At 66.3% G+C, this 12,004-nt stretch carries 9 protein-coding genes, 1 tRNA gene and 1 pseudogene; 3 read left to right on the top strand and 8 right to left on the bottom strand.

The genetic code is table 11. From position 1 onward, the window contains the following. On the top strand, window positions 1–500 hold a 500-nt coding region (locus RBT54_RS17355), incomplete at its 5' end, for a hypothetical protein (protein ID WP_320368271.1). Between the two features lie 235 nt (window positions 501–735). Here the strand turns inward: RBT54_RS17355 and RBT54_RS17350 are convergent. From RBT54_RS17350 to RBT54_RS17315, 8 genes are all read right to left on the bottom strand, one after another. Then, a tRNA-Ala gene (locus RBT54_RS17350) sits at window positions 736–811 on the bottom strand. Window positions 812–1,188: 377 nt separating this feature from the next. Further along, the gene (locus RBT54_RS17345) at window positions 1,189–2,253 is read right to left on the bottom strand and encodes an L-threonylcarbamoyladenylate synthase (protein ID WP_320368270.1); all 1,065 of its coding nucleotides are present in this window, start codon (window positions 2,251–2,253) and stop codon (window positions 1,189–1,191) included. Between the two features lie 10 nt (window positions 2,254–2,263). Next, the gene (locus tag RBT54_RS17340; RefSeq protein WP_320368269.1) at window positions 2,264–3,430 is read right to left on the bottom strand and encodes a 5-(carboxyamino)imidazole ribonucleotide synthase; all 1,167 of its coding nucleotides are present in this window, start codon (window positions 3,428–3,430) and stop codon (window positions 2,264–2,266) included. Between the two features lie 10 nt (window positions 3,431–3,440). Next, a complete protein-coding gene (purE, locus tag RBT54_RS17335; RefSeq protein ID WP_320368268.1) occupies window positions 3,441–3,932 on the bottom strand; it encodes a 5-(carboxyamino)imidazole ribonucleotide mutase in 492 nt (163 codons plus the stop codon). Between the two features lie 10 nt (window positions 3,933–3,942). Further along, window positions 3,943–4,809, bottom strand: a complete 867-nt coding sequence (folD, locus tag RBT54_RS17330; protein WP_320368267.1) for a bifunctional methylenetetrahydrofolate dehydrogenase/methenyltetrahydrofolate cyclohydrolase FolD — start codon at window positions 4,807–4,809, stop codon at window positions 3,943–3,945. 199 nt (window positions 4,810–5,008) lie between these two features. Continuing rightward, window positions 5,009–6,742: a potassium/proton antiporter gene (locus tag RBT54_RS17325; protein ID WP_320368266.1), complete on the bottom strand. Its 1,734-nt coding sequence runs from the start codon at window positions 6,740–6,742 to the stop codon at window positions 5,009–5,011. Window positions 6,743–6,781: 39 nt separating this feature from the next. Next, window positions 6,782–7,420 (bottom strand): response regulator transcription factor, encoded by a 639-nt coding sequence (locus RBT54_RS17320; RefSeq protein WP_320368265.1) that lies wholly within the window; start codon window positions 7,418–7,420, stop codon window positions 6,782–6,784. Continuing rightward, entirely contained in the window at window positions 7,395–10,103 is a 2,709-nt protein-coding gene (locus RBT54_RS17315) for a PAS domain S-box protein (protein WP_320368264.1), read from the bottom strand. The genes RBT54_RS17320 and RBT54_RS17315 overlap by 26 nt, the downstream gene beginning before the upstream one ends. Before the next feature lie 184 nt (window positions 10,104–10,287). Here RBT54_RS17315 and RBT54_RS17310 point away from each other — a divergent pair, with 184 nt between their 5' ends. Both RBT54_RS17310 and aceE read left to right on the top strand, forming a co-directional pair. Then, entirely contained in the window at window positions 10,288–11,547 is a 1,260-nt protein-coding gene (locus RBT54_RS17310) for an ABC transporter substrate-binding protein (RefSeq protein ID WP_320368263.1), read from the top strand. A gap of 177 nt (window positions 11,548–11,724) precedes the next feature. Next, window positions 11,725–12,004: pseudogene (gene aceE, locus RBT54_RS17305) on the top strand (pyruvate dehydrogenase (acetyl-transferring), homodimeric type); the annotation flags it as partial.

The raw sequence follows: 12,004 nt of genomic DNA, 5'->3' as shown, positions 1-12,004 counted from the left end.
CGTGGCTGACCATCGCCCTGCACGGAGGGATTGGGCTCGACAAACTTTTTGCTGGCGATGTCGAAGACTGGGAACTGCCGCTCACGCCAATCCAGATGTCCATCGAGCTACCCGAGTCGCCTCGTGCGGGCATCAAGTCGCGGGAACTGGACTGGGACGGCATCCGTGCTCAGTTGCGGGCGATGCTCAAGGAGCCGGTGGCGGTGTCGGTCCATGAAGCGAGTGAACGCGTTGGCGTCGACCGGAAAAACCTGTATCTGCGCGCCAACCTCGAGACTCGCGCACTCGCTGACCGCTACCTGCGCCACCGCACGTCAGTCGGCGAGCAACGGCAAGCCCGGCTTCAGGCTCAGATTGGCGACATCCTTGATGAGCGTCTGGCAGCAGGGTACGAGGGGATGAGCGCACGCGACATCTGGAACCAGTTCGACACCGAGGCACAGTCGGTGCCCGGCATCTTCCGTCACATCAGCCAGGTCATAGGCTCTCGGCGCCACTGACCTGCGCTAAACCACCGCCGAAAACAAAAACGGGACCGAACGGTCCCGTTTTTTTTCAACCTACATTCCGAGCAGCGCGAGCTTTCGCAACCTGCTCGAAGAGCAAAACCAGCAAGCCTACTATGCTCGACCCAATAAACCAAAATGTGGCCCATCGGGAAATCAAGCATAAAGTGACCGGGTGGCCACTTTATGCTTAACGGCACAGCCAGAGCAATGTCTGGCCTTTGGAAAGTGGTGGACCGAAGGAGGATCGAACTCCCGACCTCTGCATTGCGAACGCAGCGCTCTCCCAGCTGAGCTATCGGCCCTGAAAGAGCGCGCATTATAGAGAGCGAGCCGACGAAAGGGAAGGCCCCGCCGCGAAAGCATCGACGCCGCTCCTCGGAGCCATTTCGAATTAGACGATTTTTACGATTCTTATCGCCTCTTGGCGCTACCGTGAGCCGAGATAAGCTGGACCCATCGACGCCGCGCGCGTCACTGCCAGCCAGAGAGGCTCGCCATGGACATCGAATATCTCGACTGCGAAGAGATCGAATTGCCAGAACTGTCCTCAGCGCTCATGGACAGTAGAACCCGGAGTGCTCAGGGAGTCTATTTCAACTGGTTCGCCGACTGGCGGGACCGGTGCGATCGGCAAGCGGCCGACCATCGGTGACCTGAGAAACGCAGCGCACGGATCCCCTCACGACGGTGGGTCATCGCGAACGCCGGCCCCAACGGATGCCCGTCCAAGGCGGTCAGCCACCGCACGCCAATCGGCATCCAGCGGCAAGGCTTCAATGAGTATGAAGTCGGCACTGAGCGCATCCATCGCCCTGAGGCTGGCGTACAGCTCCTGCGCATAGGCGGCGGACTCGGTCGGCATGGTTTGCCAGATGAGACGGGAATCCTGCGGGTTGCACACAACACGGGCGAGCACCGCGACACGGCTGCCCTCGCCTGCCAGGGTGACTGCCTCCTCAACGAGCAGGGCGGGCTCCACCAGGCGCAGCGGGGTGCGCGGGGCGTAATGGGCGGCGAGTGCGCCCGAGACACGAGGCGCGGGCGACGCTGGCGCGTTGTCGGCGACCAACGCAGGCGCGGCCTCACCCCGTACACGCGGCCGGCGCCCGATGACATGCGCGATGTCATCGGCCGTGATCGCTCCCGGGCGCAGTATCTCGGGGACGTCGCGCGAAAAGTCGAGGATGGTGGATTCGATACCGACTTCGCAGGGGCCCCCGTCGACAATCATCGCCACGCGGTCGCCAAGCTCTTCCTGCACATGCACGGCGGTGGTCGGGCTGATGCGGCCGAAGCGATTGGCGCTGGGCGCGGCGATACCGGAATCGAACACCTGCAGCATGGCCAGCGCGATCGGATGCGAGGGCACGCGCAGGCCGACGGTGTCCTGGCCGCCGGTGACCTCAATGGGCACATCGGACGTGCGCTTCAGGATCAGCGTCAGCGGGCCGGGCCAGAAGGCACGGGCAAGGGCGACAGCGTCCTTCGGGATGCTCGCTGCCCAACGCGGCAGATGGTCGGCCGAGGGCAGGTGGACGATGAGCGGGTGATCGGCGGGGCGGCCCTTGGCAGCAAAAATTTTCTTTACTGCGTCCGGATTCAACGCATCGGCGGCGAGGCCGTAGACGGTCTCGGTCGGCATGCCGACGATATCGCCCGCGCGCAGCAGGTTGGCCGCTTCGCGGATCGCAACCAGCGTAGGCGGCTCGATACGGCCGCGCAGCTTTGCCCCGGTGTCGCTCATCGCTGCGTGCTCACTCGTCGCGGATGCCGATCGCGGCGCGTGCTGCGAGCGCGCGCTCGAGCACGGCATCCGCATCGTCGCCGGTCACCACGAAGTGCCCCATCTTGCGCCCCGGGCGGGCGTGGTGTTTGCCGTACAGGTGCAGGCGCAGGCCGGGCACGGCGTGCAGCAGCGACCAGTCGGGCTCGCGGTAAGTCCCGTGCCCCTTGCCGTCCTCGTACCACAGCTCGCCGAGCAGATTGACCATCACCGCCACCGAGTGCTGGCGCGGCGTGGCCAGCGGCAGGCCGCACAGCGCCCTCACCTGCTGCTCGTACTGGCTCGCGTCGCAGGCGTCGATGGTGTGGTGGCCGCTGTTGTGCGGACGCGGCGCCATCTCGTTGACCACCAGTTCGCCGCCGCAGACGAAGAACTCCACCCCCAGCGTGCCGACGTAGCCGAGCCTGTCGGCGATGCGCTCGGCGACCTCCTGCGCGCTCATTTGCGTACCCTCGCGCAGGCAGGCCGATGCGCGCGCCGGCGCGATGGTCACATCCAGGATGCCGTTGCGGTGGCGGTTCTCGCCGGCCGGGAAGGCGCGCACGTTGCCTGCCTCGTCGCGCGCCAGCACCACCGACACTTCAAAATCCAGCGCCAGCATCTTCTCCAGCACGCAGGGCTCGCCCTTGAAGTGCTGGAACGCAGCCACCGCCTCGTCGCGATCGGAGACACGCGCCTGCCCCTTGCCGTCGTAGCCGAAGCGCGCCACCTTGAGGATGGCCGGGAACAGGCCAGCGTAGGCGCTGCGCACATCGTCCTCGCTGCGGATGACCGCGAACGGGCCGTGGGGCAGACCGTTGTCGGCGAGGAAGGTCTTCTCGGCGATGCGGTTCTGGCACACCGCGACCGCGCTCGCCGCGGGGTGCACGGGAATGAACTTGGTCAGGTAATCCAGCGTATCGGCGGGGACGTTCTCGAACTCGGTGGTCACCGCGGCGCATTCACTGCCCAGGGTGTCGAGCGCGACGTAGTCGTCATAGGCGGCGACCAGGTGGCGGTCGGCGATGAGGCCGGCGGGGCTGTGCGGGTCGGGGTCGAGCACCCAGACCTTGTAGCCCATCTCGTGCGCGGCCGAAACGAAAAAGCGGCCGAGCTGGCCGCCGCCGAGCATGCCGAGGGTGGCAGGCGGGAGGATCATGATGCGCGTCTCAATCCAGGATCATGTCGAGCACCGCCTGGGTCTGGCGGGCACGGAAGTCGGCGAGTTTCTGCGCCAGCCCGGCGTCCTCGACGGCGAGCAGCGCCACCGCGAACAGGCCGGCGTTGGCCGCGCCCGCCTCGCCGATGGCGAAGGTGGCGACCGGGATGCCCTTGGGCATCTGCACGATGGAGAGCAGCGAATCCTGCCCCGACAGCGCCTTCGACTGCACCGGCACGCCCAGCACCGGCAGCGTGGTCTTGGCAGCAACCATGCCCGGCAGGTGGGCGGCGCCACCTGCCCCGGCGATGATCACCTTGAGCCCGCGGCCGCGCGCGGCCTCGGCGTACTCGAACATCAGGTCGGGGGTGCGGTGGGCAGAGACCACCTTGGCCTCGAAGGGCACGCCGAAGTCTTCCAGCATCTTCGCGGCGGCCTTCATCGTGGGCCAGTCGGAGTTGGAGCCCATGATGATGCCGACGACGGGTTTGGTTTCGCTCATCTCGCAGTCCTCACTTACCGGCGGCACGTTCTGCCGAAATCACGGTGTTCTCCAGCAGCATGGTGATGGTCATCGGCCCCACGCCGCCCGGCACCGGGGTGATCGCGCCAGCGACTTCCTTCGCCGAGTCGAAATCCACGTCCCCGCACAGCTTGCCGGCGTCCGGGCCGTCCTGCAGGCGGTTGATGCCGACATCGATCACGGTGGCGCCCGGCTTGATCATGTCGCCGGTGACGAAGCGCGGCTTGCCGATCGCCGCGACCAGAATGTCGGCGCGACGGGTGTGAAAAGCGAGGTCCCTGGTCTTCGAGTGACACACGGTGACGGTGGCGCCGGCGTTGGTCAGCAACGTCGCCATGGGCTTGCCGACGATGTTCGAGCGCCCGATCACCACCGCCTCGGCGCCCTGCACGGGCACGCCGGTGGTCTCGAGCATCTTCATGACGCCGTGCGGTGTGCACGGGATGAAGGCCTCTCGGCACTGCGACAGGCGGCCGACGTTCTCGGCGTGGAAGCCGTCGACGTCCTTCTTCAGGTCGATCGCTTCGAGCACCGCGGTCTCGTCGAGGTGCTTGGGCAGCGGCAGTTGCACCAGGATGCCATGCACCGACGGGTCGGCGTTGAGCTCCGCGAGCTTGGCCATCAATTCTTCCTGCGTGGCGTCTTGCGGGTAGTCGAAGCGCAGCGAGCGGATACCCGCCCTTTCGCAGCCGGCGACCTTGTTGCGCACATAGACCGCGGAGGCCGGATCGACACCGACGAGGATGACCGCCAGGCAAGGTTGCACACCACGCGCCGTCAATGCTGCGGCGCGCTCCGCGATTTCGCCGCGCACGCGCGCGGAGAGCGCGTTGCCGTCGATGATGCGAGCGGTCATCGGAAGAGCCCCTAAAAAGCTGAGGATTTTACAGCATGCAGGCACACCCGGCGGCGGCGATCTTGTGCGGTGCAACCGAGCGACCTTGCGGTCACGCCACCTGTTTGCTTGCCTATCTGCCTCTGCCTACCCACCCGAAAGCGTCGGCGCTGGGGCGCCCAGGGCCGCCGTCATCTGGTCTGCATGGACCTCGCCAGGTTCAGGCGCGCGGCGGACACTTGAGGCCGACAGCCGTGATGACGCCCCTGGCGCTCATCTCGCGCACCGTCAGCACGAAGGTATCGATACTTACGCGGTCGCCCACCACCGCTGCGCGCCCAAGGCGGGCCAGCAGCAGATCGCCCACTGACAGGCGACGTTCGCGCTCGGCGATGCTGAGCCCGTAGGCGTCGGCGAGGTCGCCGGCGAGACACCCGGGATCGACCACGAATTCACCGAAGAAGCTCGCGTTGGCGCTGAGCTCCCCCCGGGTGCCGCCGTAGATCCGCGCGATCTGGTCGGCGATCTCGTCAGGCGCAACAAACCACACCGAATCCCCCGGAACCATGCGCGAATCGACCGTAAGCCGATGCAGGCTTCCTTCGCGAACGAGCGCCACGCAGCGCACATCGAACCCGGGGAAATCCTCCGCCACATCGTCGGGGTGGCGGCCCTCGGCACGCGAGCCGGCAACGACGCGATACTCGAGCAGATCCACGGCTGCTTCGTCACTGACCCACACTTCGCGCTTATCGCGCGGCTCGTCGCTGGGCGGCACCTCTACCTTCAGCAAGCGCGCAGCCACCGGCACCGTCGCCCCCTGCACCAGCAGAGATAACAGCACGACGGCGAAGGCGACGTTGAACAGCAACTGCGAATCGGGCACCCCCATCACCACCGGCACGATCGCCAGCACGACCGGCACCGCCCCACGCAGACCGACCCAGCTCACGTAGGCGAGTTCGTTGCGCTTGTAGCGGAACGGCGCCAGACCAATCAACACCGCCAGCGGACGGGCAACCAGCATCAGGAACACTGCCATGGCCAGGGCTTCGAACCCATGCTCGAACAGATGGGAGGGCGTCACCAGCAGGCCAAGCACCACGAACATCCCTGCCTGCGCCAGCCAGGCCAGCCCGTCCATGACCCGCAGCACATGCTCGGTGGCGTGACTGCGCCGGTTACCGACCACCACGCCGGCAAGATAAACCGCCAGAAAACCGCTGCCGTTGAGGAGATTGGTAGCGGCGAACACCAGCGTGCCGCCAGACAGGATCAGCAGGGCATACAAGCCCTCGGGCAGGGTCAGCTTCACCATCAGCCGCGACAGCACCCAGCCCCCAGCGAGCCCCAGCAGCGCACCGAGGCCGAGCTGGCTGACCAGCATCCAGACGAAGCCGCCAAGGGTGGCCGACGCGGGCTCGAGCAGCATGCCGACCAGCGCCGTCACCAACAGGATCGCCATCGGGTCGTTGGCGCCGGATTCGATCTCGAGCGTCGCCTGCACGCGCTCGTTCAGGCGCACGCCGCTGTTGCGCAGCAAGGCGAACACCGCTGCCGCATCGGTCGAGCCGACGATGGCCGCCAGCAACATGCCGAGCCGCCAGTCGACGTCGAGGATCCAGGTGGCAAACACCCCGAGCAGCCCCGCCGTACCCACCACCCCCCAGGTCGCCAGCACCGCCGCCGGCTTGAGACCCACCCGGAAGCTGCTGACCCGCGTGCGCAGGCCACCGTCGAGCAGGATCACCGACAGCGCCGCCTGGCCGATCAGCGAGGCGATGAAGAAATCCTCGAACACGATCCCGCCCGGCCCATCCTCGCCGGCCAGCATGCCGACGCCGAGAAAGAGCAGCAGCAGCGGCAGCCCGAGCCGAGCCGAGATGGTGCTGGCCAGCACGCTGATGAACAGCAGCAGGCCAGTGAGGAGAAAAAGCGCGTTGATTCCGGTCATTCAGAATATTGAATATTTGGCGGGCGCGGGCGCGCCAGATCAGCGCGCAACCGCACCAGGCTCGAGCGAGACGACGTGCTGAACGAGCTCGGCCAACGAGTGCGCGCCCATCTTCTCCATCACGCGGGCGCGATGCACTTCCACCGTCTTGATGCTGATGCCGAGCACGTCGGCGATCTGCTTGTTGAGCTTGCCAACGATGATGAGGTCGAGGACTTCGCGCTCGCGCTGGGTGAGTTGCTCCATGCGGCGCGCGGTGTCGGCCTCGAGCAGGCGCTTGTCGCGGGTCTCACGTTCGAGCTGCAGGCACTGTTCGACCAGGCGCAGCATGTCGCGCTCGCCGAAAGGCTTCTCGATGAAATCCACCGCCCCCTGCTTGAGCGCCGACACCGCCATCGGCACATCGCCGTGACCGGTGATGAAGACCACTGGCAGGCTACAGCGCCGGCGGCCGAGTTCCTCGAACAGTTCCAGCCCGCTCATGCCCGGCATGCGCACGTCGAGCACGATGCAGCCGGTCATGCCCGGCTTGCACGCAGCGAGGAAGGCTTCGCCCGAATCGTGGGCGGCAATCGCATAGCCATTGGCTTCAAGCATCCATGCGAGCGAATCGCGCAGGGCGTCGTCGTCGTCGACGATGTGAACGATCTGGTCAGGCGCTGCGGGCATTCCGCTCACTTGCTGTCTCCGTCGGCAGGGTAAACGAAAATATGGTACCGCCTTCGGGGTTCGGATCGACAACCAATCTGCCGTTGTGAAACTCCACGATCGAGCGGCAGATGTTCAGGCCCATGCCCATGCCCTCGGCCTTGGTGGTGTAGAAGGGCGTGAACAACTGCCGCCGGCCCTCCTCGCTGATGCCGTGGCCGCGGTCGATCACCGCCACTTCCACCGCTGCATCGCCGAAGCGGTGCACGCGCACGGTCAGCACACGCTGCTCGGGCAGGGTGTCGTTCATCGCATCGAGCCCGTTGCGGATGAGGTTGAGCAGCACCTGCTCGATCATGATGCGGTCGGCGTACACCGGCGGCAGCTCGGGCTCGATCTCGGTCTGGATGCGCATGCCGGTGCGGCGCGCGTCGATGTCGGCGAAGCCGATTGCGTCCTCGAGCACCTCGGTGATCTTCACCGCGCTGCGCCGCGGCTCGCTCTTCTTCACGAACTCGCGCACGCGGCGGATGATCTTGCCTGCACGCTCGGCCTGGAAGCTCGCTTTCTGCATCGCGCCGAGCACGTCCTCGGTCTTCGCGCTGCCCGCCTGCAGCCGCGTCACGGAACCCGCGCAGTAGTTGGCGATCGCCGACAGCGGCTGGTTGAGTTCATGTGCGAGCGTGGACGCCATCTCGCCCATCGTGATCAGGCGCGCGGTGCGCTGCAGGCGATCTTCCTGCTGGCGCGCCACCTCTGCGGTCTGCTTGCGGTCGGTGATGTCGGTGGCGATGCCCATGCGCACCACGCGGCCATCGACCCAGCGCGTGGCCTGCTCGCGTACGTGATACCAGCGCCCCGACAAGGGATGCTGGAGCTCGCCATCGAAGAGTTCGCGCGGCACGTCGGTGGGCGACAGGTTGCGCGGATCGATGCGGTAGTCGCCGCGCTCGGGCTGCGGCACCGCGACGCCGCGCACCGTGCGCCCGACCGCATCGAAGCCGTGAATGCGCTTGAAGGCGAGGTTGGCGAACAGGATCTCGTCGGTGCGCGCGTCGGCCACGAACACCGCGGCATCGAGCCCGTCGAGCACTGCCTCGAAGCGCTCGTGCGCGGACTCGAGGGCGGCGCGCACACGCTTGGGCTCGGTGATGTCGGTGATCGAGGCCATCCAGCCGGTTTGCCGCCCGGTGAGGTCGATCAGCGGCGACAGGTAGAAGCGCGCATCGAAGCGCTCGCCGTTCTTGCGCTGAATGCGCATCTCGAAGCCGCTGCGCGGTGCCTGGCCGGCCAGCGTCATCGCCAGATTGCGCTCGCACACGGCAAACTGCTCGGGCGGCCAGTACGGGAACGGCGCCATGGCGCCGACCAGCTCGTCCTCGTCAAAGCCGATCATGCGGCAGAAGGCCGTATTCACATAGATGATCCGCCCGCTGAGGTCGATCGCGCGCAGGCCGGTGATGACCGAATCCTCCATCGCCTTGCGGAACGCCGACTCGGCGCGCAGTGCATCCTCGGTCGCCTTGCGCCCGGTGATGTCGTGCGCCACCGCATAGACGAGGCGCTCCTCGCGCACCGGGTTGATGCTCCACATCAGCCATTTGTAGCTGCCGTCCGCACAGCGGCAGCGGTTCTCGAAATTCACCGGTTCGCCGGCGGCGAGGCGGTGCAGCATCTCGAGCGTGGCGGCCACGTCCTCGGGATGAACGAAATCGATCAACGACTGCCCGGGAAGCAGTCCCGGGTCATGCCCGAGGACGCGCTCGAACGCCGGATTGCAGCGCCGGAAGCGGCCGTCGAGATCGACCACGCACAGGATGTCGAGCGAGAGATTGAACAGGCGGTCGCGCTCCTTCTCCACCTGAACCCGGCGCAGCACATGTCGCCGGAGCATCCACAGGCTCCACATCACGATCAGCGACAGGCCGATGATCACGATCATCGGCAGTGCCGCCGTTGCGCTCCCCCCTGGGCGGAAGGCCATCGCCTGCAATGCGATGCCATTTGCGGGCGGTTCCAGCATCAGCATCTGCGAGAGGTACTCGTTTCCGGCCGGCAGGGCCGAGCTGAGGGCGAGCACGCGGCCACCGGACTCGAGGATCGCGAGGCGGTATTTCTCCGCGAACCAGTCCGGCACCAGACGGCTGATCATGCGTTCCACCGAATAAACCGCGACCAGCACGCCGCGAAACTCGCCGCGCTGCTGGACCGGCGCGAGGACTTCGAATACCGCAGCCTCGCGCGGCCCGACATACGGCCGGCCATAGGTGAGCGTCGAGGACAGCGCGCTTTGCTGGAAAGCCTGGACCTGATGATCGAGCAGGGCCTCGCCCGCGAGCCAGTCCTGGGTGTCGAAGGGCGCCGTCCACCGGATGATCTGGTCGCGCCCCACCCAGGCAATGTTGGTCAACGCAGCGTTGGCGGCGAGATGCTCGTTGGCGCGCAGCTGGAAGCCGTCGTAGTCGAGGGTGCCGGCAGTCAGGTCGCGCGCCAGCTGCACCAGGAATTCTTCCGTGCCCAGCATGGCGCGCCGCATCGACTGCTCGGTCCATTGCAGGTCGCGCGCCAGCGCATCGCGCTCCACACCAGTCTCGCGCGCCTGCAGCAGCCAGACCAGGGCGAGCATCGTCAGCGCAAAGAGCACCACGGCGGCGTAGGGCACCGCCCAGTACCAGCGCGGCGACGGCGCCTGAACGGCATTGGAGTGTTGCATGGGGAAAAGCGCGATGCAGCGCGAGGAAAAGTGTTCGATTCTTGACGATCGCCACCGCGCCCGTCATTCGGTCTAACCCTAATCGCGCCTATGGCTTTGTCATTGACATTGGTGCATTGCGCCATTCGCGCTGTGGGGGTTTCCGCCAATACTTGGCGCGGGGCCCGCTGCCTAGAGTGCAGTCATGTGCTCGCTGATCGCGCTGTTTCGGCGCGCCATCCTTCTACTGCTGGTTTCCGTGCCGCTTGTGCTGGCACTCCCGGCATGGGCACAGGCGCCCGGAAAGACGGCCACGCGGGCATCCAACGGCGTCGGCGAGCGCGCACCGGTAAGGGTCGGTGTCTCCGGCCCGTTCTCGGGACCGTCGGCGCCGATGGGGCTGTCGATGCGCGAGGGCATCCGGATTGCCGCGGCCGAGATCAACGCCGGCGGCGGCGTGCTCGGGCGACGCCTGGAACTGGTCGAGCGCGATGACGAGGCCAGCAACGAACTCGGCGCGCAGATCGTGCGCGACTTCGTGAATCGCGAGCGGATAGTGGCCGGGCTGGGCATCGTCAATACCGGGGTCGCCCTGGCCAGTCAGCGCCATTATCAGAGCGCCCGCATCCCGGTGATCACCTCGGTCGCCACTGGCACCCTGATCACCCGCCAGTTCCAGCCGCCCGAGTTCGCCGAAAACTACGTCTTCCGCGTTTCGGCCAACGACACCCTGCAAGCAGAAGTCATCGTCGACGAGGCCGTGAGACGGCGCGGCTTCAGTCGCCTGGCCATCTTGCATGACGCCACCAACTACGGCGTGCTCGGCAGTGCCGACCTGGCGGCCGCGCTGCGACTGCTCGGCATCGAGCCGGTCGTGATCGAGCGCTTCCATCTACGCCAGACCGACATGCGCCCCCATCTCGAACGGGCGCGCACTGCCGGCGCGCAGGCCGTGCTGACCTACGGCATCGGCCCCGAACTGGCGCACATCGCCAACGGCATGGCGCGCATGGGCTGGCAGGTGCCGATCGTCGGCAGCTGGACGCTGGCGATGTCGAACTTCATCGAGATCGCCGGGCGCAACGCCGAAGGCGCACGCATGCCGCAAACCTTCATCCAGGTGCCGCACACGGCAAAACAGGCGGCGTTCCTGGACGCCTGGCGCGACTCGACTGGAACACTCCGCATACCCGTCCCACCCGCTGCCGCGCAGGGCTACGACTCCATGCTCCTGCTGGCAGCAGCGATCCGCCAGGCCGGCAGCCTCGATGGCGCCCGCATCCGCGACGCACTCGAGAACCTCGAAGCTCCCGTCGAAGGCGTGGTCATGACCTACCACCGCCCCTTTTCCACCGACAACCACGAAACCTTGCGTTCGGCGCAGCAGATCCACCTCGGCGAGATCCGCCACGGCGAGGTCGTCTTCGCGCGGGAAGCGACCAGCGCTCATACCCCACCGCCCTGAAAGCCGATTCGGAGAAGCTGACAACCCGGTTCAAGAAAATATATTGCGCATTGCGAAAACACGTTTTATAGTTCGAAACGCTGGCCGTGCGGCAATCGGCATGGTCTCGCTCGCAACAAAAATCGTTCTGCCCTACAGGGCAGAGATCGCCAACCGAAAGTCATGAGGAGACAAACCATGACCGGAAACAGCAACGTTCTCCCGCACACCGACACGGATCCGCAGGAAACGAAGGAATGGCTGGAGTCGCTCGCCGCCGTCGTCGAACACGAAGGCCCTGCCCGCGCCCACTACCTGATCGAGACCCTGATCGCGACCGCGCGCCAGGAGGGGGTGAACATCCCCTACTCGGCCAACACCGAATACATCAACACCATTCCCGCCGAGCAGCAGCCGCCCTACCCGGGCGATCCGGACATGGAGATCAAGCTGCACTCGTACATCCGCTGGAACGCGA

It is taken from the genome of Thauera sp. (genome assembly GCF_034003485.1).
In the GTDB taxonomy this organism is placed as follows: domain Bacteria; phylum Pseudomonadota; class Gammaproteobacteria; order Burkholderiales; family Rhodocyclaceae; genus Thauera.
This window is presented reverse-complemented; position numbering and strand designations above follow the sequence as displayed.